Source organism: Ruegeria sp. SATB045 (assembly GCF_059613525.1).
The window spans coordinates 82,129-105,605 of sequence record NZ_JBXWSR010000028.1 but is presented as its reverse complement, the minus strand read 5'-3'; the positions used below and the strand labels follow the sequence as shown (position 1 = coordinate 105,605).

21 protein-coding genes are annotated in these 23,477 nt (G+C 57.0%); 14 read left to right on the top strand and 7 right to left on the bottom strand.

Annotated features, from left to right (window positions below):
• Positions 1-7: 7 nt before the first annotated feature.
• The 7 genes from AC2FNR_RS15665 to AC2FNR_RS15635 are packed head-to-tail and all read left to right on the top strand — an operon-like array spanning position 8 to position 7,410.
• Positions 8-1,573 (top strand): pilus assembly protein TadG-related protein, encoded by a 1,566-nt coding sequence (locus AC2FNR_RS15665; protein ID WP_496849947.1) that lies wholly within the window; start codon positions 8-10, stop codon positions 1,571-1,573.
• On the top strand, positions 1,570-2,076 hold the full coding sequence (locus AC2FNR_RS15660; RefSeq protein ID WP_480867003.1) for a TadE/TadG family type IV pilus assembly protein: 507 nt from the start codon (positions 1,570-1,572) through the stop codon (positions 2,074-2,076). Before AC2FNR_RS15665 ends, AC2FNR_RS15660 begins: the two co-directional genes overlap by 4 nt.
• Positions 2,073-2,711 (top strand): TadE/TadG family type IV pilus assembly protein, encoded by a 639-nt coding sequence (locus tag AC2FNR_RS15655; protein WP_480845506.1) that lies wholly within the window; start codon positions 2,073-2,075, stop codon positions 2,709-2,711. Before AC2FNR_RS15660 ends, AC2FNR_RS15655 begins: the two co-directional genes overlap by 4 nt.
• 11 nt (positions 2,712-2,722) lie before the next feature.
• Positions 2,723-3,925, top strand: coding sequence for a CpaE/TadZ family protein (locus AC2FNR_RS15650; RefSeq protein WP_496849944.1), 1,203 nt, complete (start codon positions 2,723-2,725; stop codon positions 3,923-3,925).
• 48 nt (positions 3,926-3,973) lie between these two features.
• The gene (locus AC2FNR_RS15645) at positions 3,974-5,371 is read left to right on the top strand and encodes a TadA family conjugal transfer-associated ATPase (protein WP_170751600.1); all 1,398 of its coding nucleotides are present in this window, start codon (positions 3,974-3,976) and stop codon (positions 5,369-5,371) included.
• 11 nt (positions 5,372-5,382) lie between these two features.
• Positions 5,383-6,411 carry a type II secretion system F family protein gene (locus tag AC2FNR_RS15640; RefSeq protein ID WP_170353391.1) on the top strand — a complete coding sequence of 343 codons (1,029 nt, stop codon included), beginning with the start codon at positions 5,383-5,385 and terminating at the stop codon, positions 6,409-6,411.
• 12 nt (positions 6,412-6,423) lie between these two features.
• Complete coding sequence (locus AC2FNR_RS15635; protein WP_496849941.1) at positions 6,424-7,410, top strand: type II secretion system F family protein; 987 nt, start codon at positions 6,424-6,426, stop codon at positions 7,408-7,410.
• Between the two features lie 3 nt (positions 7,411-7,413).
• Here AC2FNR_RS15635 and AC2FNR_RS15630 read toward each other — a convergent pair whose 3' ends face one another.
• Positions 7,414-7,908: an A24 family peptidase gene (locus tag AC2FNR_RS15630; protein WP_496849939.1), complete on the bottom strand. Its 495-nt coding sequence runs from the start codon at positions 7,906-7,908 to the stop codon at positions 7,414-7,416.
• Positions 7,908-8,753 (bottom strand): helix-turn-helix transcriptional regulator, encoded by an 846-nt coding sequence (locus tag AC2FNR_RS15625; protein ID WP_496849937.1) that lies wholly within the window; start codon positions 8,751-8,753, stop codon positions 7,908-7,910. The genes AC2FNR_RS15630 and AC2FNR_RS15625 overlap by 1 nt, the downstream gene beginning before the upstream one ends.
• A gap of 677 nt (positions 8,754-9,430) precedes the next feature.
• On the opposite strand from AC2FNR_RS15625, the gene AC2FNR_RS15620 reads away from it, so the two are divergent.
• The 5 genes from AC2FNR_RS15620 to AC2FNR_RS15600 all read left to right on the top strand — a co-directional run bounded on the left by AC2FNR_RS15620 (position 9,431) and on the right by AC2FNR_RS15600 (position 14,650).
• On the top strand, positions 9,431-10,777 hold the full coding sequence (locus AC2FNR_RS15620; protein ID WP_170353387.1) for a substrate-binding protein: 1,347 nt from the start codon (positions 9,431-9,433) through the stop codon (positions 10,775-10,777).
• A 100-nt stretch (positions 10,778-10,877) separates the two neighbouring features.
• Positions 10,878-11,909 (top strand): branched-chain amino acid ABC transporter permease, encoded by a 1,032-nt coding sequence (locus AC2FNR_RS15615; protein ID WP_170353386.1) that lies wholly within the window; start codon positions 10,878-10,880, stop codon positions 11,907-11,909.
• A gap of 3 nt (positions 11,910-11,912) precedes the next feature.
• Positions 11,913-13,118 (top strand): branched-chain amino acid ABC transporter permease, encoded by a 1,206-nt coding sequence (locus AC2FNR_RS15610; protein WP_170353385.1) that lies wholly within the window; start codon positions 11,913-11,915, stop codon positions 13,116-13,118.
• Between the two features lie 11 nt (positions 13,119-13,129).
• Positions 13,130-13,885 (top strand): ABC transporter ATP-binding protein, encoded by a 756-nt coding sequence (locus AC2FNR_RS15605; protein WP_170353384.1) that lies wholly within the window; start codon positions 13,130-13,132, stop codon positions 13,883-13,885.
• Between the two features lie 9 nt (positions 13,886-13,894).
• Positions 13,895-14,650, top strand: coding sequence for an ABC transporter ATP-binding protein (locus tag AC2FNR_RS15600; RefSeq protein WP_496849934.1), 756 nt, complete (start codon positions 13,895-13,897; stop codon positions 14,648-14,650).
• A 248-nt stretch (positions 14,651-14,898) separates the two neighbouring features.
• On the opposite strand, the gene gph is transcribed toward AC2FNR_RS15600, so the two are convergent.
• Positions 14,899-15,573: a phosphoglycolate phosphatase gene (gene gph / locus AC2FNR_RS15595; protein ID WP_496849932.1), complete on the bottom strand. Its 675-nt coding sequence runs from the start codon at positions 15,571-15,573 to the stop codon at positions 14,899-14,901.
• 224 nt (positions 15,574-15,797) lie between these two features.
• On the opposite strand from gph, the gene hemP reads away from it, so the two are divergent.
• The gene (gene hemP / locus AC2FNR_RS15590; RefSeq protein WP_170751582.1) at positions 15,798-15,965 is read left to right on the top strand and encodes a hemin uptake protein HemP; all 168 of its coding nucleotides are present in this window, start codon (positions 15,798-15,800) and stop codon (positions 15,963-15,965) included.
• Positions 15,962-16,423, top strand: a complete 462-nt coding sequence (locus AC2FNR_RS15585) for a hypothetical protein (RefSeq protein WP_496849930.1) — start codon at positions 15,962-15,964, stop codon at positions 16,421-16,423. The genes hemP and AC2FNR_RS15585 overlap by 4 nt, the downstream gene beginning before the upstream one ends.
• 52 nt (positions 16,424-16,475) lie before the next feature.
• On the opposite strand, the gene AC2FNR_RS15580 is transcribed toward AC2FNR_RS15585, so the two are convergent.
• The 4 genes from AC2FNR_RS15580 to AC2FNR_RS15565 form a co-directional block, all read right to left on the bottom strand.
• Entirely contained in the window at positions 16,476-19,526 is a 3,051-nt protein-coding gene (locus AC2FNR_RS15580) for an aminotransferase class III-fold pyridoxal phosphate-dependent enzyme (RefSeq protein WP_496849928.1), read from the bottom strand.
• Positions 19,527-19,644: 118 nt separating this feature from the next.
• Positions 19,645-20,517, bottom strand: a complete 873-nt coding sequence (locus tag AC2FNR_RS15575) for an NAD(P)-dependent oxidoreductase (RefSeq protein WP_496849926.1) — start codon at positions 20,515-20,517, stop codon at positions 19,645-19,647.
• A 97-nt stretch (positions 20,518-20,614) separates the two neighbouring features.
• Positions 20,615-21,004: a Cu(I)-responsive transcriptional regulator gene (gene cueR / locus AC2FNR_RS15570; protein WP_496849924.1), complete on the bottom strand. Its 390-nt coding sequence runs from the start codon at positions 21,002-21,004 to the stop codon at positions 20,615-20,617.
• The gene (locus tag AC2FNR_RS15565) at positions 21,001-23,472 is read right to left on the bottom strand and encodes a heavy metal translocating P-type ATPase (protein WP_496849923.1); all 2,472 of its coding nucleotides are present in this window, start codon (positions 23,470-23,472) and stop codon (positions 21,001-21,003) included. Before AC2FNR_RS15565 ends, cueR begins: the two co-directional genes overlap by 4 nt.
• Between the last annotated feature and the right edge of the window lie 5 nt (positions 23,473-23,477).

Sequence of the window (23,477 nt, the reverse complement as noted above, 5' to 3'; positions counted from 1 at the left end):
TTTGACAATGTTTTCGGTTAAAGAGTTCAAAAAAGAAGAAGACGGCGCAATTCTGGTATTTGTTGGAATGAGCCTGGTTTTCATCTTCGGCTTTGTCGCGCTGACTTTTGACCTTGGCCGTGTCGTTTCCACCCAAACCGACCTCCAATCCTATGCTGATCACGTTGCGCTGGCTGCCGCCGGTGAACTGGACGGCGAAGGAGATGCGATTACCCGGGCTGAGGCCGCTGCCGCTGCGATGATTGCGGACGAACAGTTTTTTGCCGAAGGCGATCGTGCATTGGCCTCGGCCGCAGACTTCGATATTCGGTTTTTGACCGGTTTGCCAAATGACGCGCGCGACGAAGCCTCTGTCGCCAGTTTTGTGACAACCGACCCGACTTTGGCCGTCATGGCTGAGGTTACTGCAACGCCTCGGACAGTTTTCCTTCCATTCTCGCGCGCTTTGGCAACTTTGCTTGGTGCGACCCCGCAAGATGCCGAGGTCAGCGCACAGGCGATTGCAGGTTTCACGGCCTACGCGTGTGACGTGACTCCGCTTATGTTCTGCATCCCTCCGGGTTGGACTGCGAACGCGAATATCGGATCCACGATCAAACTGCGTACTGGTCAGGCCAATGCTGAATGGGGTCCGGGTAACTTTGGGTTTCTTGATCCGATTGATTTTGGCATCAATCCGGAGGGGCCATGTGCGGGGCTGAACGGCTCGAACCTATACATTTGCCTGATCGCTGCCGAAGGTAACAAAGGTCGTTGCGTCGTGCAGCGGGGTGTTGATACCGAACCCGGTCAGCGCCAGGGCATCGGCGGAGCAATCTATAACTCGCGCTTTGACTATTTTACGTCGACCTTGACCAACGAAAGAAATGATCCCGATTACGCGCCGGGGCCGCAGGTTATTTCAGGATGGGTTCAACCCACTAGCAATGGAAATGGCAATGGAAATGGCAACAGCTGTATCAGCGGTCAGCCCACGCTGTCCACAGATACCATGCCTTTCCCGCCGGATGACTGTTTTGCAACTGATACTTGCGGTTCGCTAGTCCCCAACAGCGGTGGTCGGTTTGGAAATGGCGATTGGTCCAATGGTCGTCAGGATTATCTGGATGTGAACTATGGCGCGGGCCTTGATCCTTTGAACAATCCGCTGCCGGTAAACAATTCCGACGGAGCCAATGTGATCCGTAACATGCCGACTGGACTGCCATCTGCAGGCGGAACAACGCGCTACCAAATGTATCTTGAAGAGATCAATCAATTCTCAGGCGGCCCGATCCTGTCTAATCGCTCGGAAACTGGGCGCGCGCAGTGCTCCACGCCTGCGTCGACTGATCCCGACCGCCGCACCTTTATTCTGGCTGCGATCGACTGCGCCGCGAACAACGTTCAAGGCCGTGCCGTAGATGTTCCGGTTGAGGAATATGTCAAAGGCTTCATGATCCAGCCTCTGGCGAATTCATCGGGTACCGATTTCGACATCTACCTTGAAGTGGTCGAACAAGTCGGCGGCGCCGGTCTGGGCGGCAGTGAAGATGACGGTATTTTCCGCGATGTCGTGAGGTTGTACCGGTGAAACGTTTGATCTCGCATATCCAACGCCTCAAGCGCTGTGAATCTGGCGCACCGATGGTCGAATTCGCGATGGTTCTTCCGCTGCTGCTGCTGTTCATTGCAGTGATTATCGAAGGCAGCCGGATCACCTGGGCGCATCAGGCGGCTGCTGCCGGTGTCCGCGACGCCTCCCGGATGATCGCAAGGACGGCTCCGATTGACTTGTGCGCGACGGCCACGGGGCCGGTCACATTGGGCGGTGACTACGAAACGACAGCGACGACAATCGTCACAAACCAGCTTGGCGGCACATCGATCATGCCGATTGGCACATCCGTCGTGGACGTGATCCCCACCTGCCTGCGTCGCGATGGCGCCTATAGGGTCAACCCGGCCTCGGTGGTGGAAGTGACCGCTCAGGTTCGCGTCGAGTTCTTGTTTGGCAACGTTTTCAGCTTGTTCGGTGGCGCTCTGGGCCCGTTGAACATGGAAATCTCGGATCAAAGCAGGGTGTTTGGCATATGACACGTCTGGTTAACATCTTTCGCAAATTCCGTACGCAAGAACGCGGTGCAGCCCTTGTTGAAATGGCGCTGGTCGTTCCGATGTTCCTTCTACTGATGTTTGGCATCGTGGATTATGGTCGCCTGTACTGGTCGACAACAACGGCTCAGAAGGCGATGCAAAAAGCAGCCCGGCTGGCAACTGTCGGTCCTGCGCAGTGCGGAGCGTTGCCTGCGTCACATGAGTTGGTAAACAATCCAACAGGCACTCCTCGGTTCGGAACGTTGTGCCGCGTAGGTGGCATCTGTGAAGTGCCGAACTTGCCTGCCCCGTGCCGTCTGGACACAAGCACTGCCTACGGTGAGCGTATCTGGGATGAAATCCAACCGCTTCTGCCACCGGGCACAACCCCGACGAATGTGCAGTTCGCCTATACTCACGATCCACGCTTGGGTTTTCTGGGTGGCCCTTATACGCCGGTTGTTACGGCCGAATTGATTGATGTGGACTTCGATTTCGTAATGCCGCTGGCCGGACTGGCAGCACTGGCTTCCAATAGCCCGGCGGTAACTTCAAACACCCCAAATAGTATTTCCCTTCCCGCGATGAGCACTTCGGTTCCTGCCGAAGACTTGGGCATCGGGGCAGCAGAGTAAGGAGAAAGATAATGAGTGGAAAACAGATTTCAGTATTGTTGATTTCGCCCGACGAAGAGATCTACTCGGCGATTGAAGGGTCTCTTGCTGAACAGGAGAACTGCCAGTTCACTGGCCGAAAAGACACGGTCTCGGGTGTGAACGGTTCGGCCATCTCGCTTACGGCGCTGAATGATGTGGTTCTGTTCGACGTCGAGGAAGACAGCGACAAAATGCTGGAAACAGCACAGAGAATCTGCGATGCGCGGATGCCCAACGCAATTATCATTGCGCTGGCCCCGGAAGATCTGCCGCTTGAAAAAGCTCGACAGCTTAAGAAATTGGGCGTCGATGACGTTTTACCCCGGACCGCGATCAACGAGGAGATCGTGCCGCAGGTTGATGCGATCCGGACTCGTCGCCAAGCTCAGTTGCCTGCGGTTTGGGGCGGTCATGCAACGCTGGGCAAAGTGATTGCCGTGGCAAAATCTCGTGGTGGTGTTGGTTCTTCGCTTGTGGCTGCAAACATGGCCAACGAGTTGCAGCAGAAAGAAGGTTTCTTCAAGAAGAAAGCGGCCAACGAGGTTGCAGTGGTTGATCTGGACTTCCAGTTTGGTTCCATCGCGGCCCTGATGGACGTGGAAGAAAGCGATGCCATGTGGCGCATGGCAATGGACGAAAGCATTCCTGACACTGCGTTTCTGGATCAGGCAATGGCCAAAGCACCATGCGGTGTAGATGTTCTGGCAGCTCCATCACGTTATGGCCCGCTATCTGCCATCAAAGCCGAACAGATTGACGCTATTCTGGACAGTTTGCGCCGGTCTCACGACTACGTTGTGATTGATCTGCCGCGTGCTTTGGTCGAGTGGATCACTCCGGTGCTCGCTCAGGCGGACCGGCTGTATCTGGTTACGGATGTGGCCGTACCGTCGGTGCGCTCTGCCCGCAAGCTGATTGATTTTTATCACAGCGAAAACCCGGCTTTGGACATTCAACTGGTTGCAAGCCTTGAGAAAAAGCCCTTGTTCCCCGCGGCCCATCACCGCGCGGCGACCAAGCTACTTGAAAAAGACTTCTCGTATTGGGTGCCAAAGGACGAGCGTACAGTGCGCGAGTCCGTTGATCGAGGCGTTCCCTTGCAGGACGTGTCCAACCGGGCACCAGCGACACGGGCGATCAAGAAGCTGGCGGATGACACGCGGGCTTCTCTGCCGCCGCGCGTGAACAGCTGACGCCCGTTCCCCAAGCCGTGATGTAAGATAAAGTAAAAGGTTGAAAGAATGTTTCGTGAATTTGACAGAACGAGCCGTACAGCACCCAGCGCACCCAAGGTCGTTCCCTTGGATACCAAGAAGCTGGACTCTAACGTATCAGACATCGCAGCCTTTGAAGCCGAGAAAAAGGTCGTTGATCGCGAAAGACAGCAGGATCGTATTGACCTGAAGGCGCGGATGCACAACTCGCTGCTGGACAAGCTGAACCTCGCTGTAATCGACAAGGTTGAAGAGGACACTCTGCGCGGCGAGATTGGCAAGCACGCTACGGATCTGTTGCGCCATGAAGGCCGTGCGATGCGCAGCGAAGAGATCAAAGAGCTTGTCGAAGAGCTGATGCATGAAGTCCTGGGCCTTGGCCCGCTCGAGCCGTTGCTGGCCGACCCGACGATCAACGATATCCTGGTCAACGGCCATGAGCAGATCTTTGTCGAACGCGCTGGTATCCTTGAAAAAACTGAAGCCCGGTTCCGTGATGAACGCCACCTGCTGCGTATCATCGACAAAATCGTTAGCCGGGTTGGTCGCCGTATTGATGAACGTCAGCCTTGGGTGGACGCGCGTCTAGAGGATGGTAGCCGTGTGAACGCTATTATTCGGCCTTGCGCTTTGGATGGCCCTGCCCTGTCGATCCGTAAATTTGCACGCGTTCCTTTGACGATGCAGCGTTTGGTGAACAACGGCGCCCTGAACGACAGTGCCGCAAATCTGCTGAGAGGGCTGGTTGACGCCAAGATGAATGTTCTGATCTCGGGCGGTACAGGCTCTGGTAAGACGACGATGCTGAACGCGCTTTCTTCTTACATTGGTGCGAACGAACGGATCGTGACAATCGAAGATGCTGCGGAACTCCAGCTGCAGCAGGAACATGTGCTGCGCATGGAGACGCGTCCGGCTGGTCTGGACGGAACAGGAGCGGTGGCGCAGCGTGACCTTGTTCGAAACGCGCTGCGGATGCGCCCGGACCGTATCGTCGTGGGCGAGGTACGCGGTTCGGAAGCCTTTGACATGCTGCAGGCCATGAACACAGGCCACGACGGATCGATGACTACGGTCCACGCGAACAGCCCAAGAGATGCCCTGTCGCGTGTCGAACAGATGGTCCAGATGGGTGGAATGGAACTGCCGCATTCGGCCATTCGCGCCACCATTGCCTCGGCAGTGCACTTTGTTCTGCAGTTGAACCGCATGTCAGACGGTACCCGCCGCGTGACTTCCATTGCTGAAGTGACCGGCATGGAAGGGGACATTGTGACCATGCAAGACATCTTTGTCTTCAAGCGCGAAGGTAAAGATGAGAACGGCAAAGTTTTGGGACGGTTCATGGCAACCGGTATCCGGCCGAAGTCGAGCGAAGCATTGGCCGCTGCTGGGGTAGACCTGTCCACCGTCCAGTTCACCTAAGGAGGCGGGTCATGTTCGAGCAAATTCGATCATTCTTTTCCAATCTCGATATCAACGGAATTGTTGGGCCCGAGATGGAAATCTTCGGTTTTGATGCGCGCTTTGTTCTCGCGTTGGCTGTTTTCCTGGGGGCTCTGATCGCATGGGAAGGGCTGCGGCAATTCCTGCGGCGGGGTGAAAACCGTGAAGAAGCGATCAATCGTCGCGTTCAGCTGCTAAACGAAGGTAAGAGCGGCGAAGATGTTTTAAACCTGCTTAAACCGCAGGAAGCCAAGCCGCTGATCCGGAATTTCCCGTTTGTGGGGGATCTTCCGGCAGCGTTGAAAGCGTCCGGTTTGAACATGGCCCCCGAGGTGTTCCTGATAGCTTGTGCTGCGGCCTTTCTTGTCTGCGCAATTGGCGGTTCGCTCGTGTCCAATCCAGTGCAGGTTGTGCCAATCTCGGCCGTGGTTTTCTTGTTTGGCCCGCTTGTTGTCCTCGGAAGCACGTTGAGAAAGCGTAAGGCCATGCTGATCAAGCAACTGCCTGATGCGCTGGACCTTATGGCCCGGGGTTTGAAAGTTGGGCATCCGCTGAACACGACGTTGCAGAGCGTTGCCGAAGAAATGCCTGATCCTATCGGCACCGAGTTCGGGCTGATTGTCGACCAGGTTGCCTACGGCGAAGAACTGCCGGATGCCTTGAAAACCCTTGCTGAGCGTATTGACGAAGAAGACATCCAGTACCTGGCCGTTGCGTTGATGATGCAGCACGGTACCGGGGGTGATCTTGCCGGAATCCTCAGAACTCTGGCGCGGGTTATTCGCTCGCGGATGTCGCTGCGTCGTAAAGTCAAGGCGATCTCGGCAGAAGGTCGAATGACCGCATTTATCCTATCCAGTATTCCCGTCCTCATTGCCGTCTTTATGACGATCATGACGCCGACCTACTACGGCGATGTTTCGGATGCTCCGTCGTTCTGGCCGGTAATGGGGTTGATCGCGGCGGCAATAGTTCTGAACGCCATCATATTGTTTAAGCTGGTGAATTTCCGGATATAAGGAGTTTCCCCGATGGAATATATCAACTCTATTCTTGCTGACGAAATTGGGTCACAATTCCTTTTGCTTGCAATTGTGGTCCTTGGCGCAGTGCTCGCCTTTTTCGGAATTTCGTCCGCTTTCAGAGAACGTTCAACCGCTGCCGATCGCATGGTGCCAAGCCGGCCACGCCAAAATCTGGCTCGGGGAACGCCAGATAAACTGGAAGGCGAAACGCCGACTGGCCTGAGCGCAGCGCTTATCCCAGCCGATGCAAGCGAGCGTCTCGAAGTCGGGCAGGTGCTAGCCAAGTCTGGCTTTCGCGGGAAGAACGCGATTGCGGGTTACTACTTTATCCGGTTGGGCCTGGCGACGTTTTTGCCGATGACCTTTATCTTTTTGCTCAACTGGCAGCCGCCGAACAACTTTGGCGCGCGGATTGCAGAGTATATGGGCGGTCTGGACTTGCTGGCCACTCTTAGAAACGTGGTCATTTTGGGTGCGATCGGGTTCTACGTTCCTCATCTGTGGATGAGAGCCCGCATCAAAGAGCGCAAATGGCAGATGGAGAGCGCCTTCCCGAACATGCTGGATCTTCTGCAGATCGGTATCGAAGCTGGTATGGGATTCGATCAGGCTCTGCTGAAAGTGGCTGTCGAAATGCAATTGGTTGCTCCAGAACTGTCCGAAGAAATACTGATCGCGCTAAGCGAGATTCAGGCAGGCCGGGATCGTGACACAGCTCTTATGCGTATGGCACGTCGAACCGGGATCGAGGAAATGAGTGCTTTTGTAAGCGTTGTTCTTCAGTCGACCCGGTTTGGTGTTCCGCTTGCTTCTGCCTTGAACACTTATGCAGAAGAGATGCGAGAGCTGCGTGAAGTGCGTGCTCAGGAAAAGGCTAATAAGCTACCTGTTCAAATGTCTGCGGTCTTGGCTACCCTGATGTTGCCAGCTATCGCAGGTCTGATCCTGGCTCCTGTTGTGATCCGTTATATGGAGACCTTTGGTGGAAACTAAGGCTCAATTCGGTGTTAACTGAAGGACAGAATGCAGGGCCAAAACCAGCCCCGAAGACCCGATCGCGATCCCCATTGGAAACTCTCGCGATTGGGCAGTTGATTTGAAGCGCGGAGACAGGGTTTTGGCATAACGTCGTACCAAGGCCATCCCAACAAGCCCTAGACCCATACCTGCGGCCAAGAGCAGTAAATAGTCGGGAACTGCTGGGCTTGGAACAATGAGAAACACGACAGGAAGCATCTTGGCGTCCCCGCCGCCCAGCCATCTGACTGCGAACAGGCCAAAGCAAAGCAGAAAGCACGCTCCGCCAATCATGAGGCGCATGAACAACTCGTGCCATTCCAGAAACGGGGCGGTGGCCACGAAAATGACCAGGCCGATGATGCAATAGGTGTTAGGAATTCGCAGCTGAGTGAAATCAGTCCACGCTGTAGCCGCAAACAGCGGCGCGAACAGCCATAGGGCAATCCAATTTTGCCAGTCTAATTGAGGCATTAAGCCCTTGCTTGATGCAGTTTCCCGTACAGCGCCTCGCGCTCTTCGACCGACACTAGTCTGCGTGCCAGCATATGGAAATTATCCAGACCGGTTTTCGAATAGATATGTTTGAGGTGTGTCCTGACAGTTGCAGGTCCAATTCCCAACTCAGCGCCGATACCTTGGGATGATATGCCACGAGACACCAATACGCACACACGCCATTCGGCACGGGTAAGCCCCGCAGGGTTTTCGGTGCTCAGGATAGGCACTTCAATACTTGTCTTGCGGATGGTTGCGACGGTCTGCCGGGACAATGCCTCGGTCACAAGGCCAGCGCGCCGGCTCTGAAACGTCTCGGATAACTGTGGAGCAATCTGTTCGATTGCCTCCTTATAGCCGGGTTCGGGATTCTGACCAAAGTGCAGCTCAAGAAAGTCTATTTCGCCAGCCTGATGGTCCAGACACAGGAACAGGATGTCCGAGATTTTGCGATGCGCAATCCAATCCGTCAGGACCGGTGACAGTTTCGCAGGGTCCTCGCCATCTTCACGCAAACTGAAAACAGATGCCCTTTTCGGCACGTTGCGAAAAGGTCCAAGCGCGTCATTGGCATAGGACAAGAACAGAGGGCGGCTGATTGATGGATCGCGCGTGTCCGAACGCGCGGCCACCCTGTGGCCGCCTTTGTTCAGCCACAAACGGCTTATGACGGCGCAGTCTGCGCCGAAGGCTTCCACTATACCATTGAGAGCTGCGTCCAGAACAAGGCCGCCCTGACTCCAATGAATGAAATTTATGATTGCTCGTGCATGAAGCGCATTTGGCAGCCACGCTCCAGTTTGAGCCTTCCCCCCATTCATACGTCACCATTCCATACTAATTACAACAAAAATGCGGCTTACGCCAAAAGCGGACAAATGCCCACTCGATTCTTTAACGATTCTTTTGAAAGTCTAACGTACCACCTAAAAAATTAACTGAAAATTAATGGAACATAAATTTAGAGCAACGAACGAAAGTTGTGACTTTATGGCCTCCTTTCTGGGGACAAACGAGCGAGCTCCTTTAGACTGTTTCTTTCATGGCGTGTTAAGCGCTCTGGCTTGGGTCATTATGAGTGTTCATAATGTGATTTATGACGATAAAAAAGTTCATCAAAGATCAGCAAGTTTAAGCTCTTCAGGATGTGCTCTCAGGTGTTTGAATGCGGCGCGGATAAGTGTCATTGTGAGAACTCTTCGCATTTGGCCCTAAGGGTGCATCTTGAATCAGCGAGCTTGGCGACGGTTTTAGGTTTTTGACAAGAATAATGGATTCACAATTAAACATCTGTAATTAAAAAGTAAAAAATTCCAAAATGACTAAACATTAACTGATTTTCTCATCTCTTGTGTATTTGTTTACCTAACATCGTTGCAAGTTTAATAGGTTGTTGAGAAATTTTCGGATGGGCCTCCATACTCATAGAACGCAGAAATGCGCCTTCACTCGCTGGAAGAGGAGCCAGAGAGTGAAAATTGGGAAATGGGAGGAATGAATGACTAACAAATCTGTCACACGCCGCGGCGTGCTGAAGTCCGGTGCCGTTGCGGGAACCGGTCTGGCCCTGCCTACGATCTTCACCGCTTCGTCAGCAGCAGCCTACACTAACGAGCCCACAGGGTCTTCGGTTACCCTTGGTTTCAACGTCCCGCAGACCGGGCCATATGCCGAAGAAGGAAATGATGAACTTCTGGCGCAACAGCTGGCGGTCGAGCATCTGAATGGCGAAGGCGATGGCGGTTGCCTGAACACCTTTACGTCCAAGGCGCTCAAGGGGAACGGTATCCTTGGCAAAAAGGTCGAGTTCGTAACCGGTGATACACAAACCAAATCGGATGCAGCCCGCGCTTCGGCCAAGTCGATGATCGAAAAAGACGGGGCCGTGATGATCAACGGCGGATCGTCCTCGGGCGTGGCCGTTGCGGTTCAGGGTCTGTGCCAAGAGGCGGGCGTGATCTTTATGGCGGGTCTTACCCATGCCAATGACACCACCGGTAAAGACAAGAAAGCCAACGGTTTCCGCCACTTCTTCAACGCCTATATGTCGGGTGCCGCGCTGGCGCCGGTTCTGGCGGCTGAGATGGGCAAGGAACGCCGCGCTTATCACCTGACAGCTGACTACAACTGGGGCTGGACCCAGGAAGAGTCGATTGTTGCTTCGACCGAAGCCTTGGGATGGGAAACGGTCAACACAGTCAAAACACCACTCGCGTCAACGGACTTTTCGTCCTACATCGCTCCGGTTCTGAACTCGGGCGCGGATGTTCTGGTTCTAAACCACTATGGCGGCAACATGGTGAACTCGCTGACCAACGCGATTCAGTTCGGCTTGCTGGACAAGGTGGCCAACGGCAAGGACTTCAAGATTGTCGTGCCGCTGTATTCCGAACTGATGGCCGCTGGTGCGGGCGAGAACATCAAGGGCGTGCTGGGTTCGATGAACTGGAACTGGCAGCTGCAGGATGAGGGCACCAAGGCCTTCGTGAAATCCTTCGGTGAAAAGTACGGCAAGCCGCCATCCAACTCGGCCCAGACCTGCTATGCGCAGGTTCTGCTATATGCCGATGCGGTCGAGCGTGCGGGTACGTTCAACCCCTGTGGCGTTGTTGAAGCGCTGGAAGGGTTCGAGTTCGACGGTCTGGGCAACGGTAAGACACTGTACCGCGCCGAAGATCACCAGTGCTTCAAAGATGTGCTGGTCGTGCGTGGCAACGAAAACCCGACAAACGCCTATGACACGCTGGAAATCGTCGAAGTGACCCCGGTCGAACAGGTGACCTATGCACCTGATCATCCGATGTTCGCCGGCGGTGACCTGGGTTCTTGTAACTCGGGCGCATAATCCGCGCCTCAGAATTTTCGACGAAAATTCTTGTACCTGAAACTGGGCTCTCCTGCTGACGCAGGGGAGCCTGCCTTGAAGGCAATAAAAGGGGGGGACAATGGACGCCATACTTCTTCAAATCCTAAACGGGCTCGATAAGGGATCGGCATATGCGCTTATCGCGCTAGGGCTGACATTGATCTTTGGCACGCTGGGTGTTGTGAACTTTGCCCACGGGGCGCTGTTCATGATCGGCGCTTTTTGTGCTGTTACCCTTCAAAAGCTGTTTAGCCTCAGCTTTCAGACCATCGACGAAACCCAGACGGACTTTCTGGGTAATCCGCTGAAGGTCGAGACACCTTATGTCGAGGCATGGTTCGGTCCCGAGGTCGGTGCGTCAATCATCGACTGGTCGGTGCCTCTGGCGATCTTGTTCGCGATCCCGATCATGCTGTTGGTCGGCTACGTGATGGAGCGCGGGCTGATCAAGCATTTCTACAAACGCCCCCATGCGGATCAGATCCTTGTGACATTTGGTCTGGCTATCGTACTGCAAGAGGTCGTCAAGTATTTCTTCGGGGCCAACCCGATCCAGACCCCGCCGCCCGAAGCGCTCAATGGCTCTATCGATTTGGGCACCATGATCGGGTTCGATCCGAACGCAATCATTTATCCGATCTGGCGTCTGGTCTATTTCGGCTTTGCGGTTGCCATTATCGGTGCAGTCTTCTCGTTCCTGCAATTCACCACCTTCGGCATGGTTGTTCGCGCAGGTATGGCCGACCGGGAAACCGTAGGTTTGTTGGGCATTAACATCGACCGCCGATTTACCATCATGTTCGGGATCGCTGCTGCGGTGGCAGGACTGGCCGGGGTGATGTACGGGCCGCTCAATCCGCCGAATTACCACATGGGGATGGACTTCTTGGTACTTAGCTTTGTTGTGGTTGTTGTAGGTGGCATGGGATCGCTGCCTGGTGCCGTGTTGGCGGGGTTCTTGCTGGGGGTCCTCGAGAGCTTTGCCTCGACCACTTGGGCCACGACCACGATTCCGGGCATCAACCAGATCATCATCTACCTTGTCGCCATCATCGTGCTGCTGCTGCGGCCACGCGGGCTGATGGGGCGCAAAGGCGTGATGGAGGACTAATCCATGTTTGGACTGAACAAGAAAGACACCGGGCTGCTGATCATCGTTGGGATTCTGACGCTGCTGGCCCCCTTCATCCTGAACCCGTTCCCGGCGGACAGCGCCATGGCGCAGTTCAACGCGGGCTACCCCGACCTGATGCAGCGGTTCGTGATCTTTGGCATCTTCGCCATCGGGTTCAACATCCTGTTTGGCCTGACCGGATACCTGTCCTTCGGCCATGCGGCCTTTCTGGGCGTGGGATCGTATTCGGCCGTTTGGATGTTCAAGCTGCTCAGCTATAACGTCATCCCCGCCATCGCGCTGAGCGTGGTGATCGCTGGGTTGTTCTCTTTGCTGATCGGTTATGTCAGCCTGCGGCGGTCAGGGATTTATTTCTCGATCCTGACGCTGGCCTTCGCACAGATGAGCTTTGCGCTGGCCTATTCGGTGCTGTCGAACCCCAAATTCAACCTGACCAACGGGGAGACTGGCCTTCAGGTCTATGCAGATGACCCGCAGATCCTGCAGGGGGCCAATGCGCCCGACCTGCCGCACCTGTTCGGATTACCCATGCGCGCGACTTATACGCTGGACATAGGCGCGTGGAGCTTTGACTTCAACGCAGGCTACTACCTGTGTGCGGTGGTTATGATGGTCGTGTTTTATCTGGCGATCCGTATCTTCCGGTCGCCTTTCGGGATGATGCTGCGGGCGGTGAAGTCGAACCAGCAGCGGATGAACTACACCGGGCTGAACTCGAAACCCTATACGCTGGCGGCCTTTGTGATCTCTGGCATGTATGCCGGTCTGGCTGGTGGCCTGATGGCCGCGATGGATCCGCTGGCCGGGGCCGAGCGGATGCAGTGGACGGCCTCGGGCGAGGTGGTTCTGATGACCATTCTTGGCGGTACCGGAACGCTGATCGGTCCGGTTCTGGGCGCGGGCTTCATCAAGTATTTCGAGAACATATTCTCGAAAATCAACGATAACGTCCTGCACAGCTGGTTTGCCTTCCTGCCCGACGGGTTGGAGGACGCGGTGGTGTTCATCATCCACCCGTTCATCGGCAAAGGCTGGCACCTGACATTGGGTATCCTGTTCATGTTGGTGGTGATTTATCTGCCTGGCGGCCTTGTCGAAGGCGGACAGCGGGTATCGAACTGGTTCAAACGTCGGAAATCCGGTGCGGATGATGCGCCTTCGGGCAAAACCGAGCCAGCGGAATAAAGGAGGCGACTATGGCAATTCTACGTGTAAAAGACGTCAGTAAACGCTTCGGTGGCCTAAAGGCGCTGACGGACGTGAACCTGAACGTCGAGGAAAATTCGGTTCATGCCATCATCGGCCCCAATGGCGCCGGCAAGTCGACCCTGCTGAACTGTCTTGTGGGTAAACTGATGCCGGATACCGGGTCGGTCCTGTTTGACAACAATTCGGTGCTAGGGCTCGAGCCGTTTCAGATCAACCAGATGGGCATCAGCCGTGTGTTCCAGACCCCCGAGATATTCGGTGAGCTGACTGTGATGGAGAACATGCTGATCCCGATTTTCGCCATGCGAGACGGGGCGTTTCGGATGCACGCCTATGAGACGATTGCCAATGAAAAGGACATCGTCGAACAGGCCGAAGCGATGCTGGTCGAGATGAACATGGCCGACAAGCGCGAAATGCACGCCGCTTCCTTGTCGCGTGGTGACAAGCGTCGGCTTGAGATCGGCATGTGCCTTAGCCAGAACCCGCGTCTGTTGCTGCTGGATGAACCGACAGCCGGAATGGCGCGGGCCGATACCAACAACACGATCGACCTGCTGAAACAAATCAAGGATGAACGCGACATCACCATCGCGATCATTGAGCACGATATGCATGTGGTCTTCAGCCTTGCCGAACGGATTACCGTGCTGGCACAGGGCACACCCTTAGTGGAAGACGTGCCAGAGAACATTCGCGGTAACCCCAAGGTTCGCGAAGCCTATCTGGGCGAGGCAGCGTAAGGAAAAGCTATGAATGAGAAACCGGACTTTTCGAAAAACGCCAATATGGCCACAACTGCGCCCGCCTTTCTTTCGGTGTGGGATATGCATTCGTACTACGGCGAAAGCTACATCGTTCAAGGTGTCAGCTTCAACGTGCACGAGGGCGAGATTCTGGCTCTGCTCGGCCGGAACGGGGCTGGTAAGACCTCGACCCTACGCTCGATCGCGCGTCTTGGTGACCCCGAAGTGCGCCATGGCGAGATCTGGCTGGACCACCAGCCTCTGCACAACAAAACAAGCTATGAGGCTGCAGCGGCCGGTCTTGGTCTTGTCCCCGAGGATCGCCGGATCATCCCTGGCTTGACGGTCGAGGAAAACCTGCAACTTGCTCAGATTGCGCCACCAATTGGCTGGTCGCTTGAACGTATCTACGAGTTGTTCCCCCGTCTTGGCGAGCGACGCAAGCAAGAGGGTGTGACCCTGTCAGGTGGTGAGCAGCAAATGCTGGCCATAGCGCGTGCATTGGCACGCGACATCAAGGTTTTGCTGTTGGACGAGCCCTACGAAGGATTGGCCCCGGTGATCGTGGATGAGATCGAAAAGACTCTGATCCACGTAAAGCAACAGGGCATGACCACGATCATCGTTGAACAAAACGCCGTGCGTGCATTGGAATTAGCCGACCGCGCAATCATCCTGGATACAGGTAGTATCGTGTTTGACGGCACTGCCAGCGAAGTGCTGGAGAATACGCAACTGCGTGAGGAATATTTGGCGATCTGATCCAGACAATCCGTTGCAAAGCGTTAAGGCGGGGTGGGGAACCACTTCGCCTTAGTTGTTTCAGGACTGCAAAAAGGGCGATTGAATTCGAACGACGGTTGGATGTTTTCCGGCCTCTACGGGAAACCCCCAATATCTTGCAAATACGAAATACCTTAACTGTAAAGCATCCAAGGTTTTACCAAGGACATTTCCCCCTTTGAGGGGCTGGCTTCTTACCCCCTCGGCCGGCCCCTCAGTTCCTTGGATCAGGCCGTTTCTTCCAGCTTCGATATCGCTTGCTGGACCAACGAGGGCAGCTTTTCGTTGTGGTCGTAGTTAAGTGCATGCGGGATTTCGGATACGGGTGACTTCCGATACCCTTCGGTGAACAGCAGAAACGGAACCTGCGCACGTTGCGCGGTTTCGGCGTCGACTTCGCTGTCGCCAATAAACAGACGCGGACCGGTCGGGGTGACGGCGGCGAAACTGGCGTGAAGATGCGCGGGGTCGGGCTTGCGTGTGTTCAGAGTATCACCGCCAAAGACGGTTTCGAAATGATGGGCGAGGCCCAAATCCCGTAGAATATCGCGGGCGGGAGCCTCGGGCTTGTTGGTGCAAATGCCCAATACGCATCCCATATCGCGCAGCTGCTGTAGCGCCTCGGAAACACCGGGATAGGGCACGGTCAGCGCACTGGATACGGCGGAATAATGTGCAAGTGTACGCTCAGTCAGTTCTTCATGGCGATCAAGTGGCATGTCGCAATGCCTGATGACACGTTCGACCAATTTGGGAAGGCCATTCCCAACGAATTGCTGGATTGTCTTTTGTGGAAGATGGGGGCGTCCCTCGTCCTGCAGCATGCGGTTCGCGGCGGCCGCGATATCAGGCAAACTGTCGATCAGCGTTCCGTCCAGATCGAACATGAGCGTTGCAGTCATGGAAAACCTCGGGCGTTTGAATCGTCGCATCAGGCTTAGCCCGATCGCCAAAGCAGCGCAATTCCACGCGGATGAATGAGGTATGATATTGACGCTTGACATACCTGAGTAAAATTATCAGATTAAGGATTAAGACAACAAGCCAACCCGGATTCGGGTCAGCCAGCCACTGAAAACGCGAACAAAAATCGGCCTTTTGCCCGTGACCCTCTGGAGTTGACCTGATGAATGTGCAGAATCCGAACCCCACGCAATCCTACCCCGTATCCATGCTGCCGGCACATAAAGCCGAAGAACTGACGAAAGGCGGAAATCTGGCTCATATTGAGCTGGGTGATCAGCTTTACACCCTGCGCATCACCCGCGCTGGCAAACTGATCCTGACGAAATGAGCGCGCGTTTTGCCCGCGGCGGGGCTACCGTTGGTCGACTGACAGACCTTAGCCCTATTGAAGCCAGCGCGGTTCTGTACTTGCGGCAGTGGAGCGATGCAGCGTTGGCGCGCGCAGATGGTTTGGCGCAAGAATCCGATCAGGACAGCGTTGCGATGAGTGTTATGGATCGCTTGTGTTCACTCTGTGCTCATCATGGCAGACGACCGTTGATCCGCCACGGACTGGGGTGTTCCTGTCTGGGCGCGGATGAGAACTGTTTCGCGCAGATGATCGCCGCAGCCTCGGAAGGTGCGCGGGAAGACACAATGATGTTGGCGGCGCTTATCGTCCGTCCGGATTTCGCGCCCGCCCTTGCTGCCTTGTCCGAGGAATTGGCGCTGGCATTGCGTCGCATGTCAGTCGCGGCCCCGCTTTCTTCGACCGGCCACGTAACCCCCTCTGCCGTGTTGCATTAACAGCTCGGTCAGGCTCAGACCCCCGTTCCAGTTAGGCCGGGGGGTTGTTCATTCAGCAACACCCGCAACCGGCATGGTGGTGATCGCAGGAGGGGGCAGGGGCATAGTCACCGACCTCGGTCAGCACATCGCGCAGCGCCCACAGGATCATGTCGACATCACCCGCCTCGATCGTCAGGGGCGAGCGGATTTTCAGGATGTTGTCCCTGGGCCCTTCGCTGCCGATCAGAATGCGGTGATCGCGCATCCGGTTCTTGACGTATTTGCAAATCTCGGTGCCCTCAGACCCGTCGGGGTTGACCAACTCAACCCCCAGAAACAGACCCATACCGCGCACGTCGCCGACACAGCCGAAATCGGCCTCTATCCCGCGCAACCCGTCCATCAGTCGCGCGCCCATCACGCGAGCATTGTCCTGCAGCCCCTCGTCATCGACGATGTCCAACACCTCTTTCCCGATCCGGCAGGACAGGGTCGATCCGCCAAAGGTCGAGAAGAACTCGATCCCATTGTCAAAGCTTCGGGCGATTTCTTTGGTGGTGACCAACACGCCTAGAGGGTGCCCGTTGCCGATGGGTTTGCCCATGACCACGATATCAGGCAGCGCGCCCTGATGCTCAAAACCGAAATAATACTCACCCAGACGTCCCAGCCCAGTCTGCACCTCATCAGCGATACACACCCCTCCGGCGGCGCGGATTTTTTCATAGACCGCAGGCAGATAGCCTTTGGGCGGGATGATCTGCCCGCCGACCGAGGGGAAGGTTTCTGCGATGAAACCGGCGATGCCGTGGCCCTTGTCCTGCAAGGCGGCAATCGCAGGGTCCACAAAATTCGCGAATTTTGTGGCGCGGTCGGGATCGTCGCGCTTGAATGATCCGCGATAATCGTCGGCCACTTCAACCAGTTCGACCCAATCCGCCTGACCCACGCCGCCGGGTTTGTTGAACTTATAGGCCGAGATCGCGACCGCCGCATTCGTATTGCCGTGATAGCCGTGATCGGGCGTCACGATCCCCTTGGCCCCGGTATGGGCGCGGGCCAGCCGCAGGGCCAGCTCGTTCGCCTCGGTGCCGGAATTGACGAAAAAACAGACCTCAAGGTGGTCAGGCAGTTTCGACAGCACCTTATCGGCAAAAGCGGTCTGCGCCGGGTGCAGATAGCGCGTGTTCGAGTTCATGCGCCGCAGCTGATCCGCCGCCACCGCCTGAATGCGCGGATGCGCGTGGCCCACATGGGGGACGTTATTATAGGCGTCCAGATAGGGGCGACCCCATTCATCGAACAGGTGGTGTTTCCACCCGCGCACCAGCATGACCGGATCGTCATAGGTCAGGCTGAGATTGCCGCCAAAATGGTCGTGCCGCCCCTGCAGGATCGCCAGCTTGTCGGTCGGTTGATAGAACACCTTGTCATCAGGCAGGTTCAGCAAGGCCGCCGGGTTGGGGCAAACCGCGTGCCACAGCTCCATCTCATCGGGGTCACCAACACCGGGCCAGTCGTTCTGCATCCCGTCCGTGGTCATCGCCAGCTGGAAATGCACATGCGGGGCCCAGCCGCCGTTCTGTGTGGCGTCCCCCAATCGCGCGAACGCAGCGCCCTGCGCCACCGGATCACCGGGTTTCAGCCGATCGCACACCTCAGGGTCCAGATGACCATAGAGCGTATAGAACGTGTCCCCCTCAGGCGTTTCGTGATGCAGGATCACCACGCCGCCATAGTCCAGATGGGCGTCGCGGTTTTCCACCGCCTCAACCCGTCCACTCATCGGCGCGTGCAACACGGTGCCCGCCTGGGCGAACACATCCACCGCCAAGTGCACCGTGCGACGGTCCGAGGCTTTCCACGGCCCCTTACGGAACCCCGGCTCGGCATAGATCAGGCGCGGCTCATTGTAATATCCCAGCCACAAGCCCTCGCCATATTCCTCGCCCACGCGGGCGGCCTCGGCCAGTGGCATATGAAACGGGTTCTGCGGCCAGACGCAGTTTTCCACCGACAGCGACCCCATCGGAAGATCAACCAGATCTTGTCCAAACATCGGTGCGAACTGACCGCGATGAGCGGTCAGATAGGCGTGGACGCGCTCGGCCCCATCCGTCACAGGCAGCCCGCAGGCCACGCGCAGCCGCGCCGCCATCAACCCGCCATTGACCGAAGCGTTCTCCAGAAACCGCCAGGCGGGGGCCTGGCTGATGGTCACATACGGATCATCGGGATTGTCGATGGCCATCAGGGTCGAATTCACCACCGACACCGCCAGCCGCATCCGCAACAGCGGCCAGATCAGATCAACCTCATCCGTGCGCAAGCGGTTCGCGGCGTGATAGCCCTGCACCAAGGCGGTCAGCGCGCGTTCAGGCTGGGGATGGTCCAACACGATATACGCCCCGGCAATCGCCAGATCACAGATGCGGGGTGCCGCGCACATATCCCCCAGATCAATCAGGCCCGAGACGCTCTGCCGCTGACCCATCTCCCCTTCGACCAGAATGTTATAGTCGTTGGCGTCATTATGGATGGCCTGTTTGGGCAGTCGGGACAGAACCGGTGATATCGCGTCAAACCCGGCACAAACCTCGGCCAGCAAAGCGCGCCGCGCGGGATCGGAGATCGCCTCAAGCTGATCCGTGATCCAACCCGCCTGCATCATGTCCCACTTGAAATCCCTGCGCTGCAAGCCGTCATGGGCAAACCCCTCCAGCGCCCGGTCGGTCGCCCCCAAAACGCGGCCCAGCTTCAGGATCAGGGCCTCGGATTTCGGAGCGGCCTTGGCATAGCACTCGCCAGGCAGACGCTCCAGCAACCAGACCAGCCGGGGCTGTCCGTCCTGATCCGCAATCTCGGGCAGCAGACGGCCGTTCAGATCAGGGAAAACCTTGGGAAACGGCAGACCCGGTGCCTCAGTCGCGATATGCTCCAGCGCCTTGACCTGAAGATCGACGAATTCGGCCTCGCAGCCCGCGCGCATGACCTTTAGAACGTAATCCTGACCATTGGTGGCATGGACCATGAAATTCAGGTCATACTCGCCATCCAGCCGCGTCAGCTTGGCCTCCAGACCCCAATGCTGGAGCAATGCATTGGCCCAGAACTGCGTCATGTTTTCCATTCCCAAACCTGCCCCGTTTGCAAACGGGATCCTCTTCATCTGGCTAAAAATATCTTCGGGGGGAATCGCGCCCCGGCGCGATGGGGGGCAGACAGCCCCCCCTGACCCATTACCCCAAAGCGCGCAACCGCTTGATCAGCGAGGACGTATCCCACCGCCCGCCGCCCAGCTTCTGCACATCCTTGTAGAACTGATCGACCAAAGCCGTCACCGGCAGCGATGCCCCGGTCTCATCCGCCGTATCCAGACAAATCCCCAGATCCTTGCGCATCCAGTCGACAGCAAAACCATGGTCGAAATGGTCGTCCAGCATCGTCTCATAGCGATTGGCCATCTGCCAGCTGCCGGCCGCCCCCTGGCTGATCACTTCAACGACCGAGCGCCCGTCCAATCCGGCCTTTTCAGCGAAATGCAGAGCTTCACTCAAACCCTGCACCAAACCCGCAATGGCGATTTGGTTGCACATCTTGGTCATCTGCCCTGCGCCACTTTCGCCGATGCGGCGACAGATTTTGGAATAGACCTGCATCACCGGTTCTGCTGCATCATAGGCCGCTTGATCCGCACCACACATGATCGACAAGACCCCATTCTCGGCCCCGGCCTGACCGCCCGAGATCGGAGCGTCCACAAACGCGATACCTGCGGCTTTGCCTGCGTCGTATAGCTCACGCGTCACCTTGGCGGATACGGTTGTGTGATCGACAAAAATTGCCCCGTTGGACATGCCGTGAAACGCGCCGTTCTCTCCGGTGCAGACCATGCGCAGGTCATCGTCATTGCCCACGCAAGCCATGACAAATTCCGCGCCCTCAGCGGCTTCGCGCGGCGTTGTTCCCATTGAGCCACCATGTTGGGCCACCCAAGCCTCGGCCTTGGCTGTGGTGCGGTTATAGACGGTGACATCGTGGCCTGCAGCCTGTAGGTGACCGGCCATCGGATAGCCCATTACACCCAAACCCAGAAACGCGACTTTTGCCATGTGGAGATCCTCTCTGCTGTCCGACAACCACCTAGCGCAGCAGTCCGGAATGTTCAGCAGAGACAAATCAAAGCTGCGAGGAAAGGGCAACCCTGTGCTAAGGGTTCCCACCCAAATCTTGAAGGATTGGACAGTTTGGACGGTCATCGCCCGCGCAGGCGTCCACCAGATGACCGAGCGTATCCCGCATCGCGTTCAGGTCGGCGATTTTGGCCTCGATCTGCGCCAGATGCGCGCGCGCGACTTTTTTCACATCAGCGCTGGCGCGGGTCTCGTCTTCGTACAAAGCCATCAGGGTTCGGCAATCTTCGATGGTGAATCCCAAGGCGCGGGCGCGGCCCAGAAAGTTCAGCTTGTGCACGTCCTGGCTGCGAAACACACGGTATCCGTTGTTGTCCCTCAGTGGTTTAACCAGCCCGATGTCTTCGTAGTAGCGGATCGTCTTGGCGGGCAGGCCCGTCTGGGTCGAAACATCTCCGATATTCATGAGGTCACCGTCTGAGGTTGGTGTTCTGTCTGCCGCTCGGGCAGCGTGGCCCGCACCCGTCGCAGGCGCAGGGCGTTGGTCACGACAAAGACGCTGGACAAGGCCATCGCCCCTGCCGCCAAAGCTGGGGACAGCAACGGTCCGCCGAAGGGGAACAAAACACCCGCCGCGACCGGAATCAACACTGCGTTATACCCGAATGCCCAACCCAGGTTCTGGCGGATGTTGCGCATTGTTCGGCGGCTGATCTCCACCGCATTGGCGACGCCGCGCAGATCTCCGGACATCAGCACAACATCGGCCGTTTCGATCGCCACATCCGTGCCCGTGCCGATGGCAATTCCAGTATCAGCAGAGGCAAGCGCAGGCGCATCGTTGATACCGTCACCCACAAAGGCCAGCGCACCGAACCGGTCGCGCATTGCGTTGATCGCCTTTAGTTTGCCGTCGGGCAGAACCTCGGCGGTGACATGATCTATGCCCAGCTTGTCGGCCAAGGCTTGCGCTGTACGTGCGTTGTCTCCTGTGACCATGGCCAGAGTCAGGCCCATCGCGTGCAACCGGTCTAAAGCCTCGGCCGTCCCCGGCTTGATCGGATCGGAAACCGTCAGCAAAGCAGCAGCCCGACCATCCACGGCAACGAACAAAGGCGTGGCCCCTGCGGCGGCGCGTTGATCTGCCTCGGGCGTCAGCTCAGACAGGTTCACGCTACCCTGATCCATAAACCGAGGCGACCCGATCAACACCTCGCGCCCTTCGACCACGGCCCGCACGCCCAATCCGGTCAGAGACTCAAATTCGACTGGCTGCAGCAGATCCGCAGGTCCGGCGCGTGTGATCGCGGTGGCAATCGGGTGCTCGGACCGCGCCTCAATCGAAGCGGCCAGACGCAGAACGTCATCGCGGTCGAATCCGTTGACGGTGGTGATGCTTTCCAATTCGGGCCGACCCAGTGTCAGAGTGCCAGTCTTGTCCAACGCGACCACCTTTGCCTGCTGCAACTGCTGCAGAGCGTCGCCCTTGCGGAACAAAACACCCAACTCAGCCGCGCGCCCGGTGCCAACCATGATCGAGGTCGGCGTCGCCAGACCCATCGCGCAAGGGCATGCAATGATAAGGACCGAAACACCGGTGACCAGCGCCATTGGCAGCGCCGGCGCGGGCGCAAAGATCAGCCAGACCGCAATGGTCAGCAGCGCAATGACCAGCACGGTTGGAACGAACCAAGCAGTGATCTTATCGACCAACCCTTGAATTGGCAGCTTAGCCCCCTGCGCCTGTTCGACCATGCGAATGACCTGCGCCAGGACCGTGTCGGCCCCAACCCGCGTTGCACGGACGCGCAACGCGCCGGTGCCATTCACCGTGCCACCCACAACCGGGTCGTCTGGTGCTTTGCCGACCGGAATGGGTTCGCCACTGATCATGCTTTCGTCAATGTATGACGTACCCTCCAGCACCACGGCATCCACTGCGACGCGTTCACCGGGGCGGATTTGCAGAATGTCACCCACCACGATCTGGGCAATGGGACGATCTACAGTGGCACCACCTTGTTCAACCCGAGCCGTCTTTGGTTGCAGGCCCACCAATTTGCGGATCGCAGCGCCGGTGCGGCCCTTGGCCCGCGCCTCCATCGCGCGCCCCAGAAGAATAAGGACAACGATGACCGAGGCGGCCTCGAAATACACATTCGCGCTGCCTTGCGGCAGGAGACCCGGTGCGAATGTGGCGACAATCGAATACAAGTAAGCCGCACCCGTGCCCATCGCGACCAGCGCATTCATTTCCGGTGCGCGGCGTAACAGGGATGGAACACCCTTTGCGTAAAACACTCTTCCCGGTCCAGCCAGCAAAGCCGTGGTAAGCGCGAACTGAATCAAATAGCTGGTCTGCATCCCAATGGTCTGATGCACCCAGTGATGAAAGGCCGGGACCATGTGCCCACCCATTTCAAGGACAAAGACGGGCAGAGCCAGTACCGCAGCTATGAGGGTCGTGCGCGTCAGTGCTGTGGCTTCTTGCGCCTTATCCGTCGCGCCCTCATCCACCTGCGCGACATGCGCTGGATAACCCGCGTCAGCGCATAGCCTGGCAAATGCTAAGGGATAGCTGGCCCCCTCAACGTACTGAATTGTTGCGCCTTCGGTAGCGAGGTTGACTTGGGCGCTGATCACGGCCGAGTCGGCCTGTAAGATACGCTCGATCCGGTCCACGCACGAGGCGCAGCTCATCCCCTCGATCTTCAGCGATGCTGTGGCTGTTGCGGCGGGATATCCGGCGGCGTCCAGCGCATCGGTTAGCCGGGTGATCGGGCCGTCGTGGGTAACCTGCGCCACTTTGGTCGCGAAATTCACCGACGCATCGGTCACACTATCCACGGCGCGCAGGGCCGTTTCGACACGTCCCACGCATGATGCGCATCCCATTCCGGTTATGTTCAGCCTGGTTTCGTGTACGGCTGTCATCCGAC